We start from the raw sequence: 26,094 nt of genomic DNA on the forward strand, positions 1-26,094 counted from the left end.
GACGGCCGCCCGATGTCGGCACGGAAGGCGGGGGCGGCAGGCGTCAGCCGACGCCGCCGGCGATGCGTGCGGCCTCCACGGCGGGGGCCACCTTCTCCGCCCAGTACGCCTCGACGGCGGCGCGCAGCTCCTCGCGGGTGCCGCCGTTCTCGATGACGGTGTCCGCGATCGCCGCACGCTCGTCGTCCTGGGCGCCCTCGTCGAGCAGGGCCCAGGCGCGCTCCCGGGTGACGTGACGCTCGTCGACGAGGCGCTGCACGCGCACCTCGGCGGGTGCGGAGACGGCCAGCACCTGGTCGAAGTCCCGGGCGCTGCCGGTCTCCGCGAGCAGGGCGAGGTCCACCACGAGCACGGCGTCGTCGCCGATGGCCTTGGCCCGCGCGTCGGCCTCGGCGCGCACCAGCGGGGAGACGATCTCGTAGAACCGGGAGCGGGCCGCCTCGGAGGCGTCGATCAGCGCGTTCATCGCGCGCGCGTCCAGCGTCCCGTCGGCGCGCACGACATCGTCGCCGAAGACCTCGCGGACCTCGTCGAGCACCGGGGCGCCGGGCACGAGCAGTTCGTCCAGCAGGTCGTCGAACTCCACGACGACGGCGCCGAGCCGCTCCAGCTCCTCGCCCACCGCGGTGCGCCCGGAGGCCATGCCGCCGGTGAGGCCCAGGGTGAGCAGCGCCCGCTGGGCCACGGTGCGCTGCTGGTGCCACGTGTTGGGGGTGTGGGTGTCGAACTCGGGCTCGGTGCCCGGCTCGAACTCGGGGCGGATGACGTACTCCTGGATGTCCACGCCGTCCTCCTGCGCGCGGCGGTGGTACTCCTCCGCGGGCAGGACCTGCTTCCACTGACGGGTGCGGATCGGGCGGGCGGCGCCGGCGTCCTCGCGCAGCGCCTGCAGGAGCATGGCCGCCTGTACGAGGGTCAGCAGCATCACGGGGAAGCCGATCACGATGATGACCTCCTGGAGCGCGTCCAGGCCGTTCTCGCCCGCCGTGAGGATGATCGCGGCGCAGACCGCGCCGATGGAGATCGCCCAGAACGCACCCTGGCGGCGCGGGGCCGGGTCCTCGTGGCCGTTGGCCATGGCGTCCATGACGAGGGCTCCGGAGTCGATGGAGGTGACGAAGAACAGGGTGATCACGACCAGGGCGACGATCGCCACCGGGAGGTAGAGGGGCATGCCCTGCAGGTGCTGGAACAGCGCCGCCTGCACGTTGCCCTCCTCCACGATGGTGCGCGTGAGGTCGCCGCCCTGGCCCGGCCCGGCGGCGGTGGCCCGGTCGGCCTGGAAGGCGGAGTAGCCGTAGATCCCCATCCAGATCATGGTGAAGATCGAGGGCAGCCCCAGGCCTGCCGTCACGAACTCGCGGATGGTGCGGCCCCGGGAGATCTTCGCGACGAACATGCCGACGAACGGCGCCCAGGTCACGGTCCACGCCCAGTAGAACACCGTCCAGTCTCCGGACCAGCGGCCCGAGCCGAACACGTCGTTGAACGTGGAGAGCACGGGCAGGTGGCCCACGAACGATCCGACGGACTGCACGGTGCCGCGCAGCACGTCGTTGGTAGAGATCGAGAACATCAGCACGAACAGCATCAGGGCCACGGCGACCACGATGTTGATGTAGGACAGGCGCTTCACGCCGCTGTCCATGCCCGCCAGGACGGAGCACACGCCCGCGGCGGTGATCACGGCCAGGATCAGGGCCTGCACCCAGCCGGCCACGGGGGTCCCGAGGACGTAGTTCATGCCCGCGTTGATCTGCAGGGCGCCCAGGCCGGTCGAGACGGCGAGGCCGAACACGGTGGACACGACGGAGATCACGTCGATCGCCTTGCCGATCGGCCCGTGAATCCGGTCGCCCAGCAGCGGCTGGAACGCGGAGGACACGCGCGGCGGCAGCTTGCGCTTGTACGTGAAGTACCCGAAGCACAGGCCGGGGACCAGGAGGATGGCCCACATGTGGATCGTGAAGTGGAAGTTCGCGATGTCCATGGCCTGCAGGGCGGCCTGGTCGGAGAACGGCTCCGTGCCGGGCATCGGCGGGTTGGCGTAGTGGTTCATCGGCTCGGCGATGCCCCAGAACATGATGACGGCGCCGACGCCGGCGGCGAACATCATGCCGAACCAGGCGACGCCCGTGTACTCGGGGGTGGCGTCGTCATCGCCGAGCTTGATGCGGCCGTAGCGGCTGCAGGCCAGCAGCACCGCGAACAGGGCCAGCAGGGTGGCGCTGAGGGTGTAGAACCAGCCGATGTCGTAGCGCAGCCAGCCGGCCACCACGCCGAACACCTCCTGGACGGGGCCCGGGAACAGGCCCATGGCCGCGGTGAAGAGGACGATCACGGCCGCGGAGGTGAAGAAGATGGCGGGGCTGGTGCGGAGCCCGAGGGCATCGTGGACGCGGGTGTGGAGTGAGTTCATGCGAGGGGATGGGTGTCGTCGGCACCCGGGGCCGCCGGTCCAAAGGGTCGGCACCCGGATCTGGTGCACGGAGGGCACGGCCGACGACCCTAGGGCTGATTTCACCGGGGGTGAACACTTGACGGTCCCTCCGTCTCCTCCGCGGCCTACGCTGGACGGCATGGACTCCCCCGCTCCCCCCGCCGGCGGCCCGGTGGCCTGCACCGTCCTGGCCGCCGGCGCCCTGGCCGAGGACGGCTGGGTGGTCCACGAGGAGGAGGTCCGCCGCAGCCGGTTCCTGGCGGTGCTCGCCCGCACGCCCGACGAGGAGGCGGCCCGCGCCGTGGTGGCGACCCTGCGCCGCCGCCACCATGACGCCCGGCACGTCTGCAGCGCGTGGATCCTCGGTCCCGGCCGGCGGCGCATGCGCTCCAACGACGACGGTGAGCCCGCGGGCACTGCGGGCGTCCCCATGCTCGAGGCCCTCTCCCTCCGCGACACCGGCGGCGGGGCGACCGACCTGACAGACGTGACCGCCGTCGTCGTGCGGTGGTTCGGCGGGGTGAAGCTCGGGGCGGGCGGCCTCGTCCGGGCGTACTCGGACGCCGTCAGCCGGGCCCTGGACGCCGCCCCGCTCGTCCGCCGCACGCGGCGGGCCCGCTACGAGCTGGCCGCGCCGCACGGCGAGGCCGGACGCTGGGCGCATGAGCTGGAACTGACGGGGGCGTCCCTCGAGGGCGTGCGCTGGGACGGCCCCCAGGCCGTGATCGACCTGGCCGTCCCCGACGTCCCGGACGGGCACTCCGCCCTGGCGTCCGCGGTCGCCCGGATCACGTCGGGCTCGGCCGTGGCCGCGCCCGCCGGGCACGTGTGGGTCGACGGGGCCCTCGCGTGACGGGACGGCGTCCGGGAGAGGGCGCGGTTCCTAGGATGGTCGGATGGACGCCATCGCGCAGACCCCGCCCCGGGACCCCGGCCCTGCCCGCCTGACCGCCACGGAGCTCGTCACGCCCGACGCCGCGGGACGGGGGCTGCCGCGGGACTGGACGGCGGAGTTCCCCTTCGAGCGGCTCGGGCGCTGGCCGCTGCCCGAGTCCCGGGAGCGCCAGGCCCATGACGCCGCCGACCTCCTGCTGGTCGACACCCTCGCCGGGTGGACGGCGGACGGGCGCGTGCCGGGACCCGTGGCGGTGCTGCACGACCAGCACGGCGCCGTGTCACTCCCGCTGCTCGCCCGCGGGCTGAACGTGCGGCTCGGTCTGGACGAGGCGTCCGCGGCCCGTTCCGTGGAGCGCAACCTGGACCTGTTCCGGGACGCGGACGGGGCCCTGCCCGCCGGCTGGGGGCGCCTCACGGTGGGCGGGGTGGACGCCGCCACCCTCGCCGACGCGCGGACGGTGCTCCTGCTGCTCCCCCGGGCCCTGGACGCCCTGCACCTGACGGCCGCGCGCATCGCGGTCCACGCGGCCCCCGACGTACTGGTGCTCGGCGCGGGCCGGGACAAGCACATGACGCCGTCCATGAACGACGTCCTGGCCCGCTCCTTCGCCGCCGTCGTGCCCGGGCGGGGCCGGTCCAAGTCACGCGTGATCACCGCCGCCCGCCCGGTGGACGACGCGACCGAGCCCGCCCCGCGCCGCGCGCAGCACCGGCTGGGCCGGCTGGGAGCGGTGACGCTCGTGGGCGGCTGGGCGACCTTCGGCGGCGCCGCGGCGGATCCGGGCAGCCTCCTGCTGGCGGGCACGCTCGCGGACCGCGCCCCCGCCCTGCCCGTGCCCGCGCCGCACCGGATGCGCACGGACTCCGGCCTCGGCGTGGACATCCCGTGGGCCACGCGGGCCGGCGCGCCGGACGTCGTGGACGCGGGCTCCGGCAACGGGATGCTCTCCGTGGTGGCCGCGCGCGTCTGGCCCGAGGCCGCGGTGCTGGCGAGCGACCAGTCCGCCGACGCCGTCGCCTCCTCCGCCGCCACGGCCGAGGCCAACGGCCTGGCGGAGCGGATCACGGCCGTCCAGGACGATGCCCTGGGTGCACTCCCGGACGCGTCCGTCCGCGCGGTGCTGCTCAACCCGCCGTTCCACGACGGCACGGCCGTCGACCCCACCGTGGCCCACCGGATGATCGAGGCCGCCGGGCGCATCCTCGCCCCCGGCGGGGAGCTGTGGTGTGTGTGGAACTCCCACCTGCGCCACCGCCCCGTCCTCGAGACCGCCGTGGGGCCCACGCGGCAGGTCGCACGCAACCGCACCTTCACGGTCACCGTCTCCACCCGGCGCTGACCCGGGCGACCGCCTGCCGGACACGACGGCGTCCGTCCGCGCGGACGGCGACGGGCCCCGCCCTCCGTGGGGAGGACGGGGCCCGTCGGGGTGCGGGGCGCGGTCTCAGGCGGCCGCGCCGCTCACGGCGTGATCCAGGGGATCAGTTGCCGGTGAGCTTCTCGCGCAGGGCGGCGAGGGCCTCGTCGGAGGCCAGGGTGCCGCCGTCGGAGGCCGGAGCCTCGGAGGAGTAGGAGGACGCCGTGGAGGCGTTGCCGGCCGGGGCCTGCGCCTCCTCCTCGAGGGAGCGGCGCACCTGCTCCTTGTGGGCCTCCCAGCGGGTCTGGGCGTCGGCGTACTGCTGCTCCCAGGAGGCGCGCTCGGACTCGAAGCCCTCCATCCACTCGTTGGTCTCGACGTCGAAGCCCTCGGGGTACTTGTAGTTGCCCTCGTCGTCGTACTCGGCGGCCATGCCGTACAGCGCCGGGTCGAACTCGGTGCCCTCGGGGTCCACGCCCTCGTTGGCCTGCTTGAGGGACAGCGAGATGCGACGGCGCTCGAGGTCGATGTCGATGACCTTGACGAACAGCTGGTCGTTGACGGACACGACCTGCTCGGCGGTGTCGATGTGGCGCGAGGCCAGCTCGGAGATGTGCACCAGGCCCTCGATGCCGTCCTCGACGCGCACGAACGCGCCGAAGGGGACGAGCTTGGTGACCTTGCCCGGCACGACCTGGCCCAGGGCGTGGGTGCGGGCGAACAGCTGCCACGGGTCCTCCTGGGTCGCCTTCAGCGACAGGGAGACACGCTCGCGGTCCATGTCCACGTCGAGGACCTCGACGGTGACGTCCTGGCCCACCTCGACGACCTCGGACGGGTGGTCGATGTGCTTCCAGGACAGCTCGGAGACGTGCACGAGGCCGTCCACGCCGCCCAGGTCGACGAAGGCGCCGAAGTTGACGATGGAGGACACGGTGCCCTGGCGGACCTGGCCCTTCTCCAGCTTGTGGAGGAAGTTGGAGCGGACCTCGGACTGGGTCTGCTCGAGCCAGGCGCGGCGGGACAGCACCACGTTGTTGCGGTTCTTGTCCAGCTCGATGATCTTCGCCTCGAGCTTCTGGCCGATGTAGGGGGCCAGGTCACGCACGCGGCGCATCTCGACCAGCGACGCCGGCAGGAAGCCGCGCAGGCCGATGTCGAGGATGAGGCCGCCCTTGACGACCTCGATGACGGTGCCCTCGACGACGCCGTCCTCCTCCTTGACCTTCTCGATGTCGCCCCAGGCGCGCTCGTACTGGGCGCGCTTCTTGGAGAGGATCAGACGACCCTCCTTGTCCTCCTTGGTGAGGACCAGGGCCTCGACGGTGTCGCCCACGGCCACGACCTCGTCCGGGTCCACGTCGTGCTTGATGGACAGCTCGCGGGACGGGATGACGCCCTCGGTCTTGTAGCCGATGTCGAGCAGGACCTCGTCGCGGTCCACCTTGACGACGGTGCCCTCGACGAGGTCGCCATCGTTGAAGTACTTGATGGTCGCGTCGATGGCGGCGAGCAGGTCCTCGGCAGAGCCGATGTCGTTGATGGCGACCTGCGGGGCGTTGGAAGTGGTGGTCATGTAGGAGGGACTCCGTTGGGATCAGGGATCACGTCCGGCGCGGCGCCTCAGCGGAGGCCCCCGGGGGCACGACAGCGCCCCCACCCGACGTGGGTTGGATTGGTCAGTTCACGAATGCGCACGAATGTGCTGCACCAGACTATCAGAAACCCACCAGTGACCGCACGGGCACGCTAGGGCGCAGCAGCGCGTCCAGCCGCGCCCCGGCACCGGGGACGACCTCGCGCACCAGCCCCGTGGCGACCCGTGCCGCGACCCCGCCGGCCGAGCCGTGCCCTCCCAGCCACACCGCCGACAGGTCCGCCACGTCCAGCCCGAGCTCGGCCTCGCCCTCGGCGGCCTCCGTCACCTCGGCGACGCCGTCGCGCGCCCGGATCCGCCAGGCCCCCGCCGCGTGCCCGAGCGGGTCCGTCACGTCGACGACGACCTCACCGTCGCCGAGGTCCGCCCGCGCCCCCAGGGCGGCGGGGACATCGAGGATCCGGAGGTAGAGGTCGTCGCCGTCGCGTTCCGTGCGCAGGCGGCGCTCGTCCTCCAGCAGAGCCTCCGGCCACCCGGCCTCGGGCGCCCGCTCCCAGACGATCCGCTCGATGAGGTCCAGAGAGGTCAGATGGGTCAGCAGGCCGCGCCGTGCATCGGGAGTGAGCGCCAGGAAGAGCTCCATGGTCACCGTGGGCGGCTCGACGTCCCAGCCCTGGGGGCGGTAGAGCGCGATCCCCTGGGCCGTCCCCGCCGCGTCGCGGTGCACGGCCGCGTAGAGACCGGACCCCTTGCCGTCGTTCTTGAAGCGGCTCCGGTCCTCCCACCCGATCGCGGTCATGGTGGGACGTTGGGTGGCCCCCGGGGTCAGCCGTCGCACGTGCTGGTAGAGCTCGTCGGCCAGTGCTCCGACCTCCCGAGGCTCCTCGCGCGTCACCCGGCCGGCGGACGGGGCCCCGCGCAGGCGCACGTCCCCCCGGGTGTCGAGTCGGGCGCGGCGCCAGCGGGTGGCCGCACCGAAGCCGAAGCGGCCGTAGATGGCCGCCTCCGAGGCCGTCAGGGCGGCCACCGGGACCCCGGCCGCCACGGCGTCGGCCAGGCTGCGCGTCATCATGGTGCGCAGCAGGCCGCGGCGGCGGAAGCCCGGGTCCACGGTGACGCCGGAGATCAGCCACGCGGACACGGCGACGCCGGGGCTGACCGTCAACTCGGAGCGGAAGTCCTCGAACGTCGCCACCGGGCGGGTCGTCGCGGGATCCGCGCCCAGCGGGAGCACGTCGACCATGCGTCGGCCGTCCGCCTCCCCTGCCTCGAGGAGCTGGGCCATGGCCTCTCCGGACGGGACCTGCTCATAGAAGCCCCGCTCGACGGCCGTCGTGTGCCGCTCGAACGCCGGATCGGCCGCCCGCCCCGGTGCGACCACGAGCGCGAGGCCCTGCTCGGCAAGCACCTCCGCGTCGGCCCGCGGCGTCGCCGTCGGCTGAAGGTCAGTGTGCGGCCGCATGCCAGGTCCCTCCGTGGCCCACGTGCACGTCCAGGGGCACCGAGAGGTCGGCGGCCCGGCCCATCCGCTCCTGCAGCAGAGCGGTCGCGGCGTCGAGCTCGGAGGCCGGGACCTCGAGGATGAGCTCGTCGTGGACCTGCAGCAGCAGGCGCGATCGGAGCCCCTGCTCCACCAGGCCCGCCTGCACGTCCAGCATGGCGCGCTTGATGATGTCCGCCGCCGAGCCCTGGATGGGTGCGTTGAGGGCGGCCCGCTCGGCCATGTCCCGCAGCTGGCGGTTGTCGCTGGTGAGGTCCGGCAGGTAGCGGCGACGTCCCTCGATGGTGGAGGTGAAGCCGTCCCTGCGGGCCTGGGCGACGACGTCGCGCAGGTAGTCCCGCACGCCGCCGAACCGGTCGAAGTACCCCTTCATGAGGCCGCGCGCCTCGTCCACGGAGATCTTCAGCTGCTTGGACAGGCCGAAGGAGGACAGCCCGTAGGCCAGCCCGTAGCTCATCGCCTTGACCTTGGAGCGCTGCTCCGAGGTGACGTCGTCGGGGTCCACGCCGAACACCTGGGAGCCCACGAACGAGTGGAGGTCCTCCCCCGAGTTGAACGCCTCGATCAGGCCGGCGTCCTCGGAGAGGTGCGCCATGATGCGCATCTCGATCTGCGAGTAGTCGGCGGAGAGCAGCTCGGCCGGCTCGCCGTCCACGGGCGCGGCCACGAAGGCCTCACGGATCCGCCGCCCGGCCTCGGTGCGCACCGGGATGTTCTGCAGGTTCGGGTGCAGCGAGGACAGGCGGCCGGTGGCCGCGACGGTCTGCGAGTACGTGGTGTGGATCCGGCCGTCCGGGGCGACCGTCTCCCGCAGCCCCTCGACGGTCTGCCTGAGCTTGGTGGCGTCCCGGTGCGCCATGAGGTTCTCGAGGAACGGGTGCTGCGTCTGCTCCAGGAGGTCCTGCAGCGAGTCCACGTCGGTGGACCAGCCCGTCTTCGTCTTGCGGGTCTTCGGCATGTCGAGGTGCTCGAACAGCACCTCCTGCAGCTGCTTCGGGGAGCCCAGGTTGACCTTCATCCCACCGGTCTCCTCGGCCACGGACGCCCACGCGGACTCCTTGGCCGCCTCGGCGCGGTCGGTGAAGTCGGCCAGCAGGGCGGACAGGGCGTCCCCGTCCACGGCGATGCCGGCGAGCTCCATGCGGGCCAGCAGGCGCGCCAGCGGGATCTCCATCTCCTGGAGGAGCCGCTGGGCGCCGCGCTCGAGCACCTGCGGGGTGAACGCCTGGGACAGCCGGCGCACCACCCACGCGGAGCGGGCAGCCCGGGCCGCGCGCGCGGTGCGCTCGGCCTCCTCCTGCGCGCCGTCCAGGTCGAAGGCGCCCTGCGCCCCCGCGGCGGCCGACTCGGGCGCCTCGAGCGGCTCCTGCAGGTGTGCCTGGGAGAGGGTGGCCAGGTCGGTGTCCCGCCGATCCGGCTGGATCAGGTAGGCCGAGAGGGCGACGTCGTCGACGACGCCGTGCAGGGACGTGTCCGCAGGCAGGGCGGTGGGGCCGGTGGGCACGGCGATCGCCTTGAGGGTGCGCTTGAGGTCGTGCACGGCCTTGGCCGCACCGTCCTCCGCCAGCAGGTCGCCGAGGGCGGCGACCAGGCCGGGGTCCGCGTCGGCGTCCGTCAGGTCCACGTAGAGGGCGGCGTCCTCGGCGGCCAGTGCGAGCCCGACGGGCGTGCCGAACGTCCCCGGGACCGGCACCTTGCGCTTGGGCAGCAGGTCCGGGCCGTCGATCTCCACGTGCAGGCCGAGCAGGGTGCCGGCGTGGGCGGAGACGAACGCGTGGACGTCGTCCGCGGTGGCGGCGAGCACGGCGGCGGGGGCCTCGGCCACGGGGGCGGCCGGAGCGGCCGAGCCGAGGCGCTCGGCGAACACCTCGAACACGCGCTCCCGGATGCGCTGGAACTGCAGCGCGTCGAACAGCTCCTCGACGACCTCCCGCTCCGGCATGGTCAGCTCCATGGCGTCCAGGGAGACGTCGAGGTCCAGGTCGCGCACGAGCGCGTTCAGGCGGCGGTTGCGGCGCACGTCGTCGAGGTGCGCGCGCAGCGCCTCGCCCTTCTTGCCGGTGATCTCGTCCGCGTGGGCGAGCACGCCGTCCAGGTCCCCGTACTTCTGCAGCCACTTCGCCGCGAAGCCGGGGCCGACGCCGGGCACGCCGGGCAGGTTGTCCGCGGACTCCCCGACGAGGGCCGCCAGCTCGGGGTACTGCTCCGGGCGGACGCCGTACTTGGCCTCCACGTCCGCGGCCGTCATGGGCGGGATGTCGGAGACGCCCTTCTTCGGGTAGAGCACCTGGGTGCGCTCCGAGATGAGTTGGAACGCGTCCCGGTCCCCCGAGACCACGCACACGTCCCAGCCCTGGGCCTCCGCCTGGGCGGAGAGGGTCGCGACGATGTCGTCGGCCTCGAAGTCCTCCTTGGTGAGCGTGGGGATGCCGAGGGCCTCCATGACCTTGACCGTCAACTCGATCTGGCCCGCGAACTCGGCCGGGGTCTCGGAGCGCCCCGCCTTGTACTCGCCGTATTCGGCGGAGCGGAACGTGGGGCCGGAGAGGTCGAAGGCGACCGCCACGTGGGTGGGGGCCTGCTGCCGGATCATCGTGAGCAGCATGGACGTGAACCCGTACACGGCGTTGGTGTGCTGGCCGGTGTCCGTGGCGAAGTTCTCCGCCGGCAGCGCGTAGAACGCGCGGAAGGCCATGGAATGGCCGTCCAGCACGAGCAGGCGGGGACGGGCCTCGGTGCTGTTCTCACCCATGTGGTGTTGCTCCTCTCGACAGACCCTGCCAGCCTACTGGGCATGACCGACACGACCACCGCTCCCGAGCGTGCCCAGGCCCTCCTCGCGGGGCTCACCTTCCACGCCGGAATCCGCCCCGAGCTCACCGACGAGGAGCGGGCGGCGCTCGCGACGGCGGCGGGCATGACGCCCGCCGTGCAGGAGGCCCTCGGCGGCCCGGCCGTGAGCCACCTCGCCCTGAAGATGGGCATCCGGTTCCTCGAGCTGTCCGCAGAGCGCTCCGTCGCCACCATGCCGGTCGCCGGCAACGAGCAGCCCGTGGGGCTGCTCCACGGGGGAGCGCACCTGGTGCTGGCCGAGTCGCTCGGCTCCCTCTCCGCGAAGGTCCATGCCGGGCCGCACCGCGGCGCCGTGGGCACGGAGATCGGCGCGACGCATCACCGCTCGGTCCGCTCCGGCCTGGTCACCGGCACGGCCACCGCGATCCACCTGGGGCGCACGCTCACCACGCACGAGATCGTCATGACGGACGAGGAGGGGCGGCGCCTCTCCACGGTGCGGATGACGAACATGCTGCTCGACCCCCGCTGAGGGCCGACGCGCGGCCCGATCCTGCGCGGCGTCAGTCCTCCGGGTGCCGGGGCGCGGGCTCGCCGTGCTCCCGCCCGGGGGTGTCCTCCGCCAGCTCGTCGTAGTGGGCGAGGTTCATCGGCACGCCCGTCAGGTACGCCGACCGGCCCAGGGCCATGGTGGCGATCGCCGCGGTGCCCAGCTGCAGCACCACGATCAGGACGACCTTCACGAGGTTCGCGACGGACGGCATGAGCAGCAGCCCACCGGTGACGATCAGGATCATCCCGACGCCGCCGGCCGTGCCGGTCGCGGAGATGCGGGTGTAGGGGTCCGGGAAGCGGATCAGCCCGACGGCGGCGCCCAGGAACACGACGGCGCCCGCCACGGCGAGGACGGAGCCGGCCACGGTCATCACGAGGTCCACGGGGGTCCTCCTCTCAGCGCTTGCCGCGCGTCAGCGCGCGGGCCAGGGACATCCCGGAGAGGAACGCGACGATCGCCGCCACCAGCACCAGGTCGAACGTGAACGGGTTCTGCGCGCGGACGCCGAACATCACCACCATGCCCAGGACGCTGAAGGTCAGCAGGTCCCCGGAGACGGCGCGGTCGGCGTCGAGCGGGCCGCGGAGGATGCGCACGGCGGACACCAGCGCGGCCACGAGCAGCAGGGCGATGGCGAGGTCGATCCCCGCCAGCGACCAGTCGTAGTCCTGCAGGAGCCCGCTCATCGGGCCACCCCCGTGCGGCGCATCGCGTGGAGCATGCGGGCCTCCATGTCGTGGATCTCGGCGCGCAGGGCGTCGGCGTCGTCGGCGTACAGGCCGTGGACGTACAGCAGGCGGCGGGCCTCGGGGTCGCCCGGCTCCTGACCCTGGGCGCCCTCGCGCCGGGTGCCCAGGGTGAGGGTGCCCGGGGTGAGGGTGATCAGGGCGGAGAACAGGGTGACCTCGGCGTCGGTGCGGCAGTTGCTGCGCACCCGCGCGATGCCGGAGCGAGCCTGGTCCCCGGGGGTCAGCAGGTCGTGGAGCACCGCGCCCGAGGACGTCACGAGGGCCCACGCGTACCAGCACCAGAACAGGAGCCAGCGCAGCGGCCAGGACGCCGCCGAGGCGGTGCCGGGGGTCAGGTCGACGCCCCCGTCGGGATGGTGGACGGTCATGACGAGGCCTCCTCACGCGGCGGGCGGACGGTTCGGGTCGGGGTCATCGGCCGAGCACCGCCTCGATGTACGCGGTGGGGTCGGCCAGGCCGCGGGCCGCCTGGTCCGTCACGGACCAGAGCCCCTCGGCGCCGAGGCCGAGGGCGAGGGTGGCGGCGGCCATCAGCGCGGCCGGGCCGGCCAGGCGCAGCGGGATGCGCGAGGCCGTGTGGTCCTCGTCCGGGTCGACGACGACGGGCAGGACGCCCGTGGGCGTGTCCAGGGTCTCCGTCGACGCCCAGGCCTCCGCGCGCTCCGAGTCCGTGCTCGAGCCGCGGCCCGCGGGGTGCACGGGGGCGCCGGCGGCCGGCATGACGCCGTCCCCGTGGACCAGGGGCAGCGCGGCGGTGTCGAGCCGCTCCCGATGGCCGTGCGGGGCCCGGGGGCGACCCCAGAACCAGGCGTCCCAGATCCGCAGGAGCGCCCACAGGCTGATGAGGGAGGCGACCAGGACGAGCACCACCGTGACCGTGCGGCCCGCCGCGACGCCGGCCAGCACCAGGGCGAGCTTGCCGGCGAACCCGGAGAACGGCGGGATGCCCACCAGGGACAGCATGCCGACGAAGAACGCGGCGGCGATCAGCGGCTCGCGCACCGCGAGGCCCTGCAGGTCGGCCAGCCGGCCGGAGCCGTAGCGCACCTCGATCGCGCCCGTGGCGGTGAGCAGGCACGCCATGACCACCATGTGGTGCACCAGGTAGAACAGGCCCGCGGACAGCCCGGCCTGGGTGGCCAGGCCGAGTCCGACCATGATGCCGCCGATGCCCGAGACCATCTGCCAGGACAGCACCGCGCGCGCCCCGTGCTCGCCCACGGACGCCACGGCGCCGACCATCAGCGTGGCCAGGCACAGCGTCAGGATGAGCCCGAGGAGGCGGGGGTCGCCGTCGTACACGACCATGTAGATCCGGTACATGGCGTAGACCGCGACCTTGGTGTGGAGCGCGGCGAAGATCGCCGTCACCGCCGGGGAGGTGGACGGGTAGGCGCGGGCGAGCCAGCCGTGCATCGGCAGCATGGACGCCTTGATGGACAGCGCGAAGAGGACGAGGCCCGCCGCGAGGGCGACGCGCACGTCGCCGCGCGCGGCCCCGGCCAGCACGGCCATGTTCACCGAGCCCGTGAGGGCGTACACGAAGCCGACGCCCGTGACCAGGATCGTGGAGGTCAGCAGGTTCAGGGTCACGTACATGCGGGCGCCGTCCACGCGCCGCAGGGGCTCACGGCGGTTCGCGGAGAGCACGTACAGCCCGTAGGAGGGCAGCAGCATGACCTCGATGAACACGAACAGGTTGAACAGGTCCGCGGTGAGCAGGGCCCCGTGCACGCCGGCCATGAGCACGAGCATGAAGGGCGCGAAGTGGGCCGAGTTGGCCACGCGGGAGCCGTAGGCGAACCACGCGCCCACGAGCGTCAGCCCCGCCGTGAGCGCGACCATCAGCCCGGTGAGCATGTCCGCGGCGAACGCGATCGCGATGCCGTCCGGCCATCCGCCCACGCCCGCGGCGGCCACGGAGCCGTCCGCCGCGCGGGCCATGAGCAGGCCTCCCCCGACGGTCCCGCCGGCGAGCACGGCGGCCAGCACGGCCCGATGGAGGCGGGGCCGGGAGCCTGCGACGACGAGCAGCCCCGCCGACAGGAGCGGCACGGCGACGAACAGGGGCAGCAGCAGTCCGACGGCGTGGTCGCTCATGCGCGCTCCTCCCGCTCGGGCGTGGCGCCGGCCTCCGGCGCGGCGGGCAGGGAGCCGGTCAGGGTGCGGGCCGCCGCATGGCGCTCGGCCAGGGGGAAGCGGGCGTCCGCGGCCGCGGCCTCGCGGACGTCGGGGCGCTCGCCCGGGGCGGCGACGGCGTCGTCCGCACGGCCGGTCACGGCGAGCACGAGCAGCAGGACGGTCACCGCGAAGGAGATGACGATGGCCGTCAGCACGAACGCCTGAGGCAACGGGTCGGCAGCCCCGGCCGGGGCGGGGCCGCCGTCCACGAACGGCAGGGCGCGGCGGTCGGTGCCGCCGGTGGCCAGGATCGCGAGGTTCGCGGCATGGCCCAGCAGGACCATGCCCAGGATCACGCGCAGCAGCTCGCGCTTGGAGAACAGGTAGACGGCGCCGGCCATGAGCAGGCCGACGGTGAGCGCGACGGTCATCGGGCCGCCTCCTCTCGGGCGGACTCGCCGCCGGTGGTCGGTGCGGGGGCGGCGTCGTCGGCGGTGGCGTTGTCCGGGCCCAGGAGGCGGAACGCGGCCACGATCAGCCCGAGGACGGCGAGGTACACGCCCATGTCGAAGGCCAGGGTGGTGCCCAGGCTGTAGCCGAGGACCTTGACGCTCGCCGACCCGAGGAAGCCCTTGCCGGTGAGGTACCCGGCCAGGCCGGCCACGGTGCCCAGGGTCACGCCGCCGCCGATCAGGGCCAGGTACGGCCAGCGCAGGCGCGGCTCGTCGTCCGTGTCCGCGGAGAGGTGCAGCAGCGCGTAGCCCGCGCCGCCGACGAGCGCGGCGATGAACCCGCCCCCGGGCTCGTAGTGGCCGCGCAGCAGCAGCAGCACGGACAGCACCAGGATGATGGGCCCCAGCGCGCGGCCGAAGGTCCGGGCGTAGACGAGGTTCTCGTGGACCGCGGCCAGCGGGGAGCGCACGTCCACGGCGGACGGCTGCGGGGGCGCCGGGCGGCGGTTCATGAGCAGGGCGGCGACGGTCAGACCGGTCACACCGAGCACCGTCATCTCCCCCAGCGTGTCGAGCGCGCGGAAGTCCACGAGGATCACGTTGACGACGTTGTGCCCGCCGGCGTCCGGGTAGGTGCGGTCCAGGTAGTACTGCGCGATGTCCGAGATCTCCCGCCGGCCCGTGAAGGCCAGCACGCTCAGGGTGGAGGCGACGCCGGCGATCACCGCGGCGGCCACCGCCCCCGCGCGGTGCGGCGTGGACTCCGCAGAGAATCGGGCGGGCAGGCGGCGGAGCAGCAGCACCATGACGCAGACGGTGAGGACCTCCACCATCAGCTGGGTGAGGGCCACGTCCACGGCCCCGAGGGTGAAGAACCACAGCGTGACGCCGAAGCCCACCGTGCCCACGACCACCATGGCCGCGATGCGGGTGCGCGCGCGCAGGGTGGCGGCCACGCCCACGCCGACGAGGGCGACCAACGCCCAGTCATGCCAGCGCGAGGGCTGCCCGACGACGGCCGGCAGATCCGGCGACGCGACGACCCCGGCCACGGCGAAGGCACCGAGCACCAGTGCGGGCATCAGCAGGTGCGCCCGCGGGGCGATGCCGCCGGAGACGCGGGAGACCGCGGCGCCCAGGGACACGGCCCCGCGCAGGATCCCGTCCACGACGCCGAGGCCCGAGAACGGCAGCCCCGCATGGGAGGCGACGCGCTCGACCGGACGGCGCGCGGCCACCAGGGCCAGGCCCGCCGCGATGACGCCTGCCGAGACGAGCAGCGCCGGGGTCACGCCGTGCCAGAGTGCGAGGTGCGCGTGGACCGGGGCGCCGGCCGCGGCCGTGGCGGCGGCCGCGACGGCCTCGTCGAGGACGCCGGGGACCAGCCCGAGGACCAGGGTCACGACCACGCCGAGCACGGGCACGGCCCAGAAGGCCGCGGGGGCCTCGTGGACGTCCTCGCCGCGGCCCGCCGACCACATGTCGGCGGCACCGGCGGGCGCGGTGCCCCACACGCCGAGGGCGCCGAGCACCAGGCGACCGGAGTAGGCGACGGTGAACACGCTGGTCAGGGCGATGCCCGCGGTGACCAGGCCGGGCAGCCAGGCCGGGCCCTGCGCACCGAGGGCGGCGTCGAGCAGGCCCTCCTTGGAGACGAAGCCCAGCAGCGGGGGCAGACCCGCCATGGAGGCGGCCGCCACGGCGATCGCGGCGCCGGTGACGGGCATCCGCACGTGGCGGGCGGCGAGGTCGCGCAGGTCGCGGGTGCCCGCCTCGTGGTCCACGACCCCGATGAGCATGAACAGCGTGGACTTGAACAGGGCGTGCGCCACGGTGTGCACCACCGCGGCGGCCAGGGCGGTGGGGGTGCCGACGCCGATCGCCGTCACCAGGAGGCCGAGCTGGCTCATGGTGGAGTAGGCCAGCAGGCCCTTGAGGTCGTGCCGGCGGATCGCGGAGACCGCGCCGAGCAGCGCCGTCGTCAGGCCGGAGCCGATCAGGAGGGCGGACCAGACGGGCGTGCCGGCCAGCACGGGGCTGAACACCAGCAGCAGGTAGATGCCGGCCTTCACCATGGCGGCGGCGTGCAGGTACGCGGAGACCGGGGAGATGGCCACCATGGAGTCCGGCAGCCAGGACTGGAACGGGAACTGCGCCGACTTGGTGAACGCGGCGACGGCCAGCAGCGCGGCCACCGGGGCGGCGAAGCCCGGGTCCGCCCACGCGTCCGAGGCCAGCGCCCCGGACAGGGACGCCGTCCCGGTGCGCGCGGCCGTCAGCGCGACCGCGGCGAGCAGGCACAGCCCTCCGCCGACCGTGACGAGGAGGGTGCGGATCGCCGGGCGGCGCGCGTGGTCCCCGGAACGGGCGATCAGCAGGAACGAGGCGAAGGACGTGAACTCCCACGCCACGAACAGGACCACCAGGTTGTCCGCCAGCACCAGCAGCAGCATGGACGCGGCGAACGCCGTCATCAGCGTGTAGAAGGAGCCGGCGCGGGCCTCGTCTCGGTCCCGGGGCAGGTACCGGCTGGAGTAGGCCAGGATGCCCGCGCCCACCACGAGCACCAGCAGCGCGAAGACGAACGCGAGTCCGTCCAGGCGCAGGTCCAGGTGGGCTCCCAGGGACGGGATCCACGGACGGCGCTCGACGACGGTCTCCCCGCCCCCGCCGGCGCGCGCGGACACGAGGGCCCCCGCGGAGGTCAGCAGGGGAAGGGCGAGGACCCATCCGGCGTCGCGGCCGAGGGTGCGCCCGAGGGGGGCGGCCAGGACGACGGCGAGGAGGGTGAGCAGGAGGCTGGTCAGCAGCATGGACACCTCGGGGGCTCGAGGGCGGACGACGGGCGGCGGCGGCTCAGCGCCGGGGCGGTTCCCCCGCCTGGACGCTCCCCCACTCGGAGATCTGCCCGTTCGTCCCCACGGCGCGCACCGGGCACGCGGTGGCCAGCAGGCTCACGGCGTGACGCTGCGGAGCGGACACGGGGGCCTCCTCCCGGCGCGCGGTTGACGCGGTTGACGGTGCCCGAAGTGGGACTCGAACCCACACGCCTTGCGGCACCGCATTTTGAGTGCGGCGTGTCTACCGATTCCACCATTCGGGCCGGCCGCCGATCGGCGGACGCGGACACTGTACCAGTGACGCGCGTGACACTCCGGGGCGGACGCGCTCGGACGCACCGGCTCCCGCCCTCCCGCGCCCGAGTAGGCTGGGCCGCAGTGCCGCCCTCGACGCCGGCCCCGGGGCTCCGGGCGACCGCTCGTCGGCGCGCCCCCGCCGTCCGTCCTGCACGAGGAGTCGCCCGATGACCATCCCCGCTGAGAGCGCCGACCCGACCGCCGGGCTGCGCGTCGTCGTCGCCGAGGACGAGGCCCTCATCCGCCTGGACGTCGTGGAGACCCTGACGCACGCCGGGCACACGGTCGTCGCGGAGGTCGGCGACGGGCAGGCCGCGGTCGCGGCCGTCCGGGAGCACCGCCCGGACATCGTGGTCATGGACGTGATGATGCCCGTCATGGACGGCATCGCCGCCGCCGGGGAGATCGCCGCCGAGCGGCTGGCCCCCGTGGTCATGCTCACCGCGTTCAGCCAGCGGGACCTCGTCGAGCGGGCCTCCCAGGTCGGTGCCATGGCCTACGTGGTCAAGCCCTTCACGGAGAAGGACCTCCTGCCCGCGATGGAGCTCGCGGTGGCGCGCTTCGACCAGCTGCGCGGGCTCGAGGAGGAGGTGCGCGGCCTGGAGGACCGGCTGGCCACACGCAAGCTCGTGGACCGCGCCAAGTCCCTGCTGCAGGCGCACATGGGCCTCTCCGAAGCCGAGTCCTTCCGCTGGATCCAGAAGACGTCCATGGACCGGCGCCTGACCATGCGCGAGGTCGCGCAGACGGTCGTCGACCAGATCGGCGCCTGACGCTCCGGTCCCCCGCGGGGATCACATCGGCGAGTGCGCCGCCCAGAAGCCGACCGGCTCGCGATCCTCCGGGGCCACGGGCGAGGAGTCCGCGGCGACGCCGTCGCCCACGCGGTGGACGCGCAGGGTGTTCGTGGAGCCGACCTTCCCAGGAGGAGAGCCCGCCGCGATCACGACGAGGTCGCCCTGCTCCGCGATCCCCTCGCTGGTGAGGGACTCCTCCACCTGCATGGTCATCTTGTCCGTGGAGTCCGCGAACGGGACCATCTTCGGGTAGACGCCCCACGTCAGGCACAGGATGTTGTGGGTGTGCTCCTCGTGCGTGAACGCGTAGATCGGCTGGCTCGGGCGCAGGCGGGACAGCCGACGCGCCGTGTCACCGGACTCCGTGAACGTGGCCAGGAACGGGATGTCCAGCTGGCCGGCCACCTCCACGGCCGCACGGGTGATCGCGCCGCCGCGGGTGCGGGGGCGCGAGCCGAGGGGGTGGATCATGTCCAGGCCGTGGGTCTCCGTGGACTCGATGATCCGCGCCATCGTCTCGACGGTCTGCACCGGGTAGGCGCCCACGGAGGTCTCGCCGGAGAGCATCACGGCGTCCGCGCCGTCCAGCACCGCGTTGGCGCAGTCCGAGGCCTCGGCGCGCGTCGGCCGGGGGTTCTCGATCATGGACTCCAGGACCTGGGTGGCCACGATGACGGGCTTCGCCCACCGGCGGGCGAGCTCGATGGCGCGCTTCTGGACGATCGGCACGTCCTCCAGCGGCAGCTCCACGCCGAGGTCGCCGCGCGCCACCATGATGGCGTCGAAGGCGTCGACGATGGCCTCGAGGTTGTCCACGGCCTGCGGCTTCTCGATCTTGGCGATCACCGGGATCCGGCGCCCGACCTCGTCCATGACCTCGTGCACGCGCGTGACGTCCGCCGCGTCGCGCACGAAGGAGAGGGCGACCATGTCCACGCCGGTCTCGAGGGCCCAGCGCAGGTCCTCCTCGTCCTTCTCCGACAGGGCGGGCACGTTCACGGCGACGCCGGGCAGGTTGATGCCCTTGTTGTCGGAGACCTTGCCGGGGACGACGACCTCGGTCACCACGTCGGTGTCCGTCACCTCCACGGCGCGCAGCCGGACCTTGCCGTCGTCGACCAGGAGCGGGTCGCCCACGCTGACGTCCCCGGGCAGGCCCTTGTGGGTGGTGCCGACGATCTCCCTGCTGCCGGTGACCTCGCGGGTGGTGATGGTGAACCGGTCCCCCACGGCGAGCTCGTGCGGCCCGTCGGAGAAGCGGGCCAGGCGGATCTTGGGGCCCTGCAGGTCCGCGAAGATCGCGACGGGGCGCTTCTCCTCGACCGAGAGCCGACGGACGCGCTCATAGGACGAGGCGTGGACCTCGTGGTCTCCGTGGCTCATGTTCAGACGGACCACGTCGGCGCCTGCCCGGATCAGCGCGCGGGTGGTCTCGTCGGTCTGGGTGGCCGGGCCGAAGGTGGCGATGATCTTGGCGTGTCTCATGGGGTCCACCCTAGGCCGCGGGCCCGCCCTCCGAGGGGGACGGGTCCGCGCTCCGCCGGTGCGGGGTGACGCAGGTCTCAGCCGAGGACGAGGCCCCGGTCCGTGGGGTCCACCGGGTGCGGGAGCCGCGACCAGCTCTCGAGGGACTCGTCCACGGCCTGCGCGCACGCGCGCCCCTCGGCGATGGCCCACACGACCAGGGAGGCGCCGCGCCCGGCGTCGCCGCAGACGAAGACGCCGGGCTCGTCCGTCTCGTAGGTCCCCGCCCGGGCCACGAGGCCGCGTTCCGTGCGCACGGCCAGCTGCGCGGTCAGCGCCTCTTCCTCGACCCCCGTGAAGCCCAGGGCGAGCAGCACCAGGTCCGCCTTGACCTCGCGCTCGGTGCCGGCCTTGGGCCCCCGGGTGCCGTCCGCCCGGTACTCGGTCTCCGCGACGCGCAGGGCGCGCACGCGGCCGTTCTCGTCGCCGAGGAACTCCACGGTGGAGGCGAGGTGCTCACGCTGACCGCCCTCGGCGTCGGCCGTGGTCATCTGGTGGACCTTCGGCACGGTCGGCCACGGCTGGTGCACCGGACGGTCCACGGGCAGCTGCTGGCCGATCGCGAGCGTGGTCACCGAGGCCGCGCCCTGGCGGTGCGCGGTGCCGATGCAGTCCGCACCGGTGTCGCCGCCGCCCAGGACGACGACGTGACGCCCCTCCGCCGTGATCTGGCCGGGCACGTCGTCGCCGGCGGTGGCGTGATTGGACTGCACGAGGTAGTCCATGGCCAGGTGGATGCCGTCCAGGCCGCGGCCGGGCACGGGCAGCTCCCGTCCCACGGGGGCGCCGGTGGCCACGATCACCGCGTCGAAGCGGGCCTTGAGGGCGTCCCACGCGAGGTCCCGACCGATCTCCACCCCGGTGCGGAAGCGCGTGCCCTCCGCCTCCATCTGCGCCAGGCGGCGGTCCAGGACGTCCTTCTCCAGCTTGAAGTCCGGGATGCCGTAGCGCAGGAGGCCGCCGGGGCGGTCGTCCCGCTCGTAGACGACCACGGTGAAGCCGGCCCGCGTGAGCTGCTGGGCCGCGGCCAGTCCGGCCGGCCCGGAGCCGACCACGGCCACCGTGTGGCCGTTGATCCGGGTCGGCACGACCGGCTCCAGCCAGTCATGGTCGAAGATCTGCTCGGCGATGGCGACCTCGGTCTGCTTGATGGTCACGGCGGGCTGGTTGATGCCCAGCGTGCACGCATCCTCGCAGGGGGCCGGGCAGATGCGCCCGGTGACCTCGGGGAAGTTGTTCGTCGAGTGCAGCCGGGCGGCCGCGTCCTCCCAGCGCCCGCGGCGCACGAGGTCGTTCCACTCGGGGATGAGGTTCCCGAGGGGGCAGCCGGAGTGGCAGAACGGGATGCCGCAGTCCATGCAGCGGCTCGCCTGGGTGCGCACGACGGCCTCGTCCTGACGGACGTACACGTCCTTGAAGTCCATGATGCGCACCGGCACCGGGCGCGTGGGGCGCTCGACGCGCTCCCGGTTCTTCAGGAATCCGCGCGGATCAGCCACGGGTCACCTCCAGCAGTCGGTCCCAGACGGCCTCTCCGTCCGGGTCGAGTCCCTCGGCCACCGCCTCGGCCCGGGTCCGCAGGACCAGGTCGTACCGGCGGGGCAGGATGGTCGTGAAGCGGTCCCAGACGCCCTGGGCGGCGTCGCCGCCGGCGTCGAGGTCCGCGAGCAGCCGCTCGGCGACGGCGGAGCCCGTCTCCGCCCGGTGCGTGCGCAGCAGCGCGGCGATGCGCTCCCGGTCCGCCGCGGAGGGGGTGGAGAGGAGCAGATCGCCCTCGCGGACGGCCAGCGGGTTCAGGTCGGCCCGGTCCAGGTCGAGGATCCACGCGCGGCCGCCGGACATGCCGGCCGCCAGGTTGCGCCCGGTCTCTCCGAGCACGAGGGCCTCGCCGCCGGTCATGTACTCCAGGCCGTGGTCGCCGATGCCCTCGGCGACCGCGGTCGCGCCGGAGTTGCGCACGAGGAACCGCTCGCCCACGCGGCCCCGCAGGAACAGCTCGCCGGAGGTGGCGCCGTAGCCGATCACGTTGCCCGCCACGGTGTTGTCCTCTGCGGCGAAGGGGGCGGTCGCGTCTGGGCGGACGACCACGCGGCCGCCGGACAGGCCCTTCCCGACGTAGTCGTTCGCGTCGCCGTCGAGGCGCAGCGTGACGCCGGCCGGGAGGAAGGCGCCGAGGGACTGCCCCGCCTCACCGGTGAGCCGCACGGTGATCGTGTCTGCCGGCAGCTCGTCGGCCAGCCGGGTGCTGGTGACGTGGTGGCCGAGCATCGTGCCGATCGAGCGGTCCGTGTTCACCACGGACTCGTCCATCACCACGGGGGCGCCCGTCGCGAGGGTGTCCCCCAGTCGGGCGATCAGGCGGTTGTCGATGTGGGCGGCGAGGTCGTGGTCCTGGTCCACCATGCGACGCATCGGCGCGTCCGCGGCGCCCGCGCGGCGGCCCACCGAGGGGTCCGCGAGGATGCCGGAGAGGTCGAGGCCCTCCGTCTTCCAGTGGTGCAGGGCGGCGTCGACGTCCAGCAGCTCGCGGTGGCCGATCGCCTCGTCGAGGGTCCGGAAGCCCAGCTCGGCGAGCAGCTCGCGCACCTCCTGGGCGACGAACTCGAAGAAGTTGACCACGAACTCCGGCTTCCCGGTGAACCGGGAGCGCAGCTCGGGGTTCTGCGTGGCCACGCCCACCGGGCAGGTGTCCAGGTGGCACACGCGCATCATGATGCAGCCGGAGACGACGAGCGGGGCGGTGGCGAAGCCGAACTCCTCCGCGCCGAGCAGGGCGGCGACCACCACGTCGCGGCCGGTCTTGAGCTGGCCGTCGACCTGCACGGTCACCCGCTCACGCAGCCCGTTGAGCATCAGCGTCTGCTGGGCCTCGGCCAGGCCGAGCTCCCACGGTGTGCCGGCGTGCTTGAGCGAGTTCAGCGGGGAGGCGCCCGTGCCGCCGTCATGGCCGGAGATCAGCACGACGTCGGCCTTCGCCTTGGCCACGCCGGCCGCCACGGTGCCCACGCCCGACTCCGAGACCAGCTTGACATGCACCCGCGCCGCCGGGTTGGAGCGCTTGAGGTCGTGGATGAGCTGGGCCAGGTCCTCGATCGAGTAGATGTCGTGGTGCGGGGGCGGCGACACCAGGGACACGCCGGGGGTGGAGTGCCGGGTCCGCGCCACCCACGGGTAGACCTTCGCGCCCATGAGCTGGCCGCCCTCGCCGGGCTTGGCGCCCTGGGCCATCTTGATCTGCAGGTCCGTGGCGGTGGTCAGGTACAGGCTGGTCACGCCGAACCGGCCCGAGGCGATCTGCTTGATCTTCGACCGGCGCTCCGGGTCCAGCAGACGCTCGGGGTCTTCGCCGCCCTCACCCGAGTTGGAGCGCGCGCCGAGTCGGTTCATGGCGATCGCCAGGGTCTCGTGCGCCTCCTGGGAGATGGATCCGTAGGACATGGCGCCGGTGGAGAAGCGCCGGACGATCGACTCGACGGGCTCCACCTCGGAGATCGGCACCGGGGTGCGGTCCTCCGAGCGCAGCCGCATCAGCCCGCGCAGGGTCATCAGCTCCTCCGCCTGGCCGTCGACGCGCCGCGTGTAGTCCTTGAACACGTCGTAGCGGCGCTCCCGGGTGGAGTGCTGCAGGCGGAAGACGGTCTCCGGGTTGAACAGGTGCGGGGCGCCCTCGCGCCGCCACTGGTACTCGCCGCCCACCTCGAGCTCGCGGTACGGGTTGATGTCGTTGCCGTCCGGCGGGTACGCGAACTCGTGGCGCGCCTGGATCTCCGCGGCGACCACCTCCAGGCCCACGCCGTCGAGCGGGCTGGTGGTGCCCGCGAAGTACCGGTCAACGAACCGGCGGGACAGGCCGAGCGCCTCGAAGGTCTGGGCGCCCGTGTAGGAGGCCACGGTGGAGATGCCCATCTTGGACATGATCTTCTGCACCCCCTTGCCGAGGGCCTTGATCAGGTTCGCCACGGCCTGCTCGGCGGTGACGCCCTCGATCTCGCCCGTGCGGACGAGTTCCTCGGCGGACTCCATGGCCAGGTACGGGTTCACGGCGGAGGCGCCGTAGCCCAGCAGGACGGCCACGTGGTGGACCTCGCGGACGTCGCCGGCCTCGACGACCAGGGACGTGCGGGTCCGGTTGGCGCTGGCCAGCAGGTGGTGGTGCACGGCCGAGGTCAGCAGCAGGGACGGGATCGGCGCCCACTGCGCCGTCGCGCCCCGGTCCGAGAGCACGACGTACTCGACGCCGCGGTTCACCGCCGCGGAGACCTGCTCGCAGATCTCCTTCAGGCGGGTGCGGAGCTCCTCGGCCCCGCCGGCCACCCGATAGGTGCCGGTCACCTTGAGGGCCAGCCGGCCGCCGTCGCCGTCCCGCAGGTGCTGGATGCGGGCCAGCTGGTCGTTGTCGATCACCGGGAACGGCACGTCCACCTGGCGGGTATGCACCCGCTCCGCGGAGAGCACGTTGCCCTGCGGACCGATCCCGGTGCGCATCGAGGTGACCTGCTCCTCGCGGATGGCGTCCAGCGGCGGGTTCGTCACCTGCGCGAAGGACTGCACGAAGTAGTCGAAGAGCAGGCGCGGACGCTTCGAGAGCACCGCGATGGGCGTGTCGGTGCCCATCGCGCCGAGAGGCTCGGCGCCGTCACGGGCCATGGGGCCGACGAGGACGCGCAGCTCCTCCGCCGTGTAGCCGAAGATCCGCTGACGCTGCTGGATGGACTCGGACGACGGCCGCAGGTGCTCGCGCTCGGGCAGCGCGTCGAGGTCCAGGAGGTTCTGGGAGACCCACTCCTCCCACGGCGCGGCGGCGGCGACCTCGGCCTTGATCTCCTCGTCCTCGACGATCCGGCCCTGCTCCGTGTCCACCAGGAACATGCGGCCGGGGGCCACGCGTCCCTTCCGGACGACGTCGGCGGGGTCGATCGAGACGACGCCCACCTCGGAGGCGAGCACCACGAGGCCGTCCCGGGTCTCCCAGTAGCGGGCCGGACGCAGTCCGTTGCGGTCCAGGACCGCCCCTACCTGCGTGCCGTCGGAGAACGCGACGGCGGCGGGGCCGTCCCACGGCTCCATGAGCATCGAGTGGTACTGGTAGAACGCGCGGCGGGCCGGGTCCATGGTGGCGTGGTTCTCCCAGGCCTCCGGGATCATCATCATCACGGCCTGGGTGAGCGGCCGGCCCGACAGCATCAGGAGCTCCGCGACCTCGTCGAAGGAGGCCGAGTCCGAGCCGATGGGACTGATCAGCGGGAACAGCTCCTCCGGCACCTCCCCGAGCATCGGGTGCTTGAGCTGGCCCTGGCGGGCGCGCATCCAATTGCGGTTGCCCTTGACCGTGTTGATCTCGCCGTTGTGCGCGATCGTGCGGAAGGGCTGGGCCAGCGGCCAGGACGGGAAGGTGTTCGTGGAGAACCGGGAGTGCACGATGCCCAGCCGCGTGGTGAACCGCGGGTCGGAGAGGTCCGGGTAGAACGGCTCGAGCTGGGCGGTGGTCAGCATGCCCTTGTAGACGATGGTCTGCGACGACAGGGACGGGAAGTACACGCCGGCCCGGGACTGGGTACGGCGGCGCAGGCGCCAGGCCCGCACGTCGAGGGACTGCCCCGGCTCGGTGCCGTCCTCACCCTCGGCCAGCGCGAGGAAGACCTGCTCGAAGGAGGGCATCGCCGCGCGCGAGCCCGTGCCCAGCGCGGAGGGGTCGGTGGGGACCACGCGCCAGGCCAGGACGTCGAGGCCCTCGGCCTGGGCGAGCTCCTCGACGGCCGCCTTGGCCTCGGCGCGCTCGCCCTCGAGCGGCGGGAGGAAGGCGATGCCGGCGGCATACTCCCCCACGGGGGGCAGCTCCACGTCCAGGACGGCCCGGAACAGCTCGTCCGGGAGCTGGGTGAGCAGACCCGCGCCGTCGCCGGTGCCCTCGTCCGCGCCCACGGCGCCGCGGTGCTCCAGGGCTCGCAGCGCGGTGAGGGCGTGCTCGACGATGTCGTGGCCGGGGGTGCCACGCAGCGTGGCGATGACGGCCAGACCGCAGTTCTCCGTCTCCCGGGCCGGGTCGTACAGGCCCTGGGGCTCGGGGAACGCCGCGTAGCGGACGAAGGGATCGTCCGACCGCCCGGAACGGGGGGTCGGAGCGGACAGGGGGGCAACGGTCATGGTCGCCGTCCTTTCCGGGTGCGCAGGT

18 protein-coding genes and 1 tRNA gene are annotated in these 26,094 nt (G+C 73.4%); 4 read left to right on the forward strand and 15 right to left on the reverse strand.

Annotated elements, in window-relative coordinates:
• Positions 1-43 precede the first annotated feature (43 nt).
• Entirely contained in the window at positions 44-2,419 is a 2,376-nt protein-coding gene (gene coaE, locus KW076_RS08440) for a dephospho-CoA kinase (protein ID WP_224354934.1), read from the reverse strand.
• 160 nt (positions 2,420-2,579) lie between these two features.
• Here coaE and KW076_RS08445 point away from each other — a divergent pair, with 160 nt between their 5' ends.
• Entirely contained in the window at positions 2,580-3,293 is a 714-nt protein-coding gene (locus tag KW076_RS08445) for an IMPACT family protein (RefSeq protein ID WP_224354935.1), read from the forward strand.
• Between the two features lie 43 nt (positions 3,294-3,336).
• Positions 3,337-4,677 carry a class I SAM-dependent methyltransferase gene (locus KW076_RS08450; RefSeq protein WP_224354936.1) on the forward strand — a complete coding sequence of 447 codons (1,341 nt, stop codon included), beginning with the start codon at positions 3,337-3,339 and terminating at the stop codon, positions 4,675-4,677.
• Between the two features lie 142 nt (positions 4,678-4,819).
• Here the strand turns inward: KW076_RS08450 and rpsA are convergent, their stop codons facing one another.
• From rpsA to polA, 3 genes are all read right to left on the reverse strand, one after another.
• Positions 4,820-6,271 (reverse strand): 30S ribosomal protein S1, encoded by a 1,452-nt coding sequence (gene rpsA, locus KW076_RS08455; RefSeq protein WP_224354937.1) that lies wholly within the window; start codon positions 6,269-6,271, stop codon positions 4,820-4,822.
• A gap of 142 nt (positions 6,272-6,413) precedes the next feature.
• Positions 6,414-7,754: a GNAT family N-acetyltransferase gene (locus KW076_RS08460; protein ID WP_224354938.1), complete on the reverse strand. Its 1,341-nt coding sequence runs from the start codon at positions 7,752-7,754 to the stop codon at positions 6,414-6,416.
• Complete coding sequence (gene polA, locus KW076_RS08465; protein ID WP_224354939.1) at positions 7,738-10,545, reverse strand: DNA polymerase I; 2,808 nt, start codon at positions 10,543-10,545, stop codon at positions 7,738-7,740. The genes KW076_RS08460 and polA overlap by 17 nt, the downstream gene beginning before the upstream one ends.
• A gap of 42 nt (positions 10,546-10,587) precedes the next feature.
• Here polA and KW076_RS08470 point away from each other — a divergent pair, with 42 nt between their 5' ends.
• On the forward strand, positions 10,588-11,118 hold the full coding sequence (locus KW076_RS08470) for a hotdog fold thioesterase (RefSeq protein ID WP_434084315.1): 531 nt from the start codon (positions 10,588-10,590) through the stop codon (positions 11,116-11,118).
• A gap of 31 nt (positions 11,119-11,149) precedes the next feature.
• Here the strand turns inward: KW076_RS08470 and KW076_RS08475 are convergent, their stop codons facing one another.
• The 8 genes from KW076_RS08475 to KW076_RS08505 form a co-directional block, all read right to left on the reverse strand.
• Positions 11,150-11,524, reverse strand: coding sequence for a cation:proton antiporter (locus KW076_RS08475; RefSeq protein WP_224354940.1), 375 nt, complete (start codon positions 11,522-11,524; stop codon positions 11,150-11,152).
• Between the two features lie 13 nt (positions 11,525-11,537).
• Positions 11,538-11,828 carry an MrpF/PhaF family protein gene (locus tag KW076_RS08480; protein WP_224354941.1) on the reverse strand — a complete coding sequence of 97 codons (291 nt, stop codon included), beginning with the start codon at positions 11,826-11,828 and terminating at the stop codon, positions 11,538-11,540.
• Entirely contained in the window at positions 11,825-12,259 is a 435-nt protein-coding gene (locus tag KW076_RS08485) for a Na+/H+ antiporter subunit E (RefSeq protein WP_224354942.1), read from the reverse strand. Before KW076_RS08485 ends, KW076_RS08480 begins: the two co-directional genes overlap by 4 nt.
• 43 nt (positions 12,260-12,302) lie before the next feature.
• On the reverse strand, positions 12,303-13,991 hold the full coding sequence (locus tag KW076_RS08490; RefSeq protein WP_224354943.1) for a monovalent cation/H+ antiporter subunit D family protein: 1,689 nt from the start codon (positions 13,989-13,991) through the stop codon (positions 12,303-12,305).
• Positions 13,988-14,443, reverse strand: a complete 456-nt coding sequence (locus tag KW076_RS08495) for a sodium:proton antiporter (RefSeq protein ID WP_224354944.1) — start codon at positions 14,441-14,443, stop codon at positions 13,988-13,990. The genes KW076_RS08490 and KW076_RS08495 overlap by 4 nt, the downstream gene beginning before the upstream one ends.
• Positions 14,440-17,277, reverse strand: a complete 2,838-nt coding sequence (locus KW076_RS08500) for a DUF4040 family protein (protein WP_224354945.1) — start codon at positions 17,275-17,277, stop codon at positions 14,440-14,442. Before KW076_RS08500 ends, KW076_RS08495 begins: the two co-directional genes overlap by 4 nt.
• A 43-nt stretch (positions 17,278-17,320) precedes the next feature.
• On the reverse strand, positions 17,321-17,446 hold the full coding sequence (locus KW076_RS12525; RefSeq protein WP_255612516.1) for a hypothetical protein: 126 nt from the start codon (positions 17,444-17,446) through the stop codon (positions 17,321-17,323).
• A 39-nt stretch (positions 17,447-17,485) separates the two neighbouring features.
• Positions 17,486-17,567 (reverse strand) — tRNA-Leu (locus tag KW076_RS08505).
• Between the two features lie 201 nt (positions 17,568-17,768).
• On the opposite strand from KW076_RS08505, the gene KW076_RS08510 reads away from it, so the two are divergent.
• Positions 17,769-18,374, forward strand: coding sequence for an ANTAR domain-containing response regulator (locus KW076_RS08510; RefSeq protein WP_224354946.1), 606 nt, complete (start codon positions 17,769-17,771; stop codon positions 18,372-18,374).
• Between the two features lie 21 nt (positions 18,375-18,395).
• Here the strand turns inward: KW076_RS08510 and pyk are convergent, their stop codons facing one another.
• The 3 genes from pyk to gltB form a co-directional block, all read right to left on the reverse strand.
• Positions 18,396-19,883, reverse strand: coding sequence for a pyruvate kinase (gene pyk / locus KW076_RS08515; RefSeq protein WP_224354947.1), 1,488 nt, complete (start codon positions 19,881-19,883; stop codon positions 18,396-18,398).
• Positions 19,884-19,960: 77 nt separating this feature from the next.
• Positions 19,961-21,421, reverse strand: a complete 1,461-nt coding sequence (locus KW076_RS08520) for a glutamate synthase subunit beta (RefSeq protein ID WP_224354948.1) — start codon at positions 21,419-21,421, stop codon at positions 19,961-19,963.
• Positions 21,414-26,066, reverse strand: coding sequence for a glutamate synthase large subunit (gene gltB / locus KW076_RS08525; RefSeq protein WP_224354949.1), 4,653 nt, complete (start codon positions 26,064-26,066; stop codon positions 21,414-21,416). Before gltB ends, KW076_RS08520 begins: the two co-directional genes overlap by 8 nt.
• Positions 26,067-26,094 lie beyond the last annotated feature (28 nt).

Origin of the sequence: Micrococcus porci (genome assembly GCF_020097155.1) — a bacterium.
Lineage (GTDB): Bacteria > Actinomycetota > Actinomycetes > Actinomycetales > Micrococcaceae > Micrococcus > Micrococcus porci.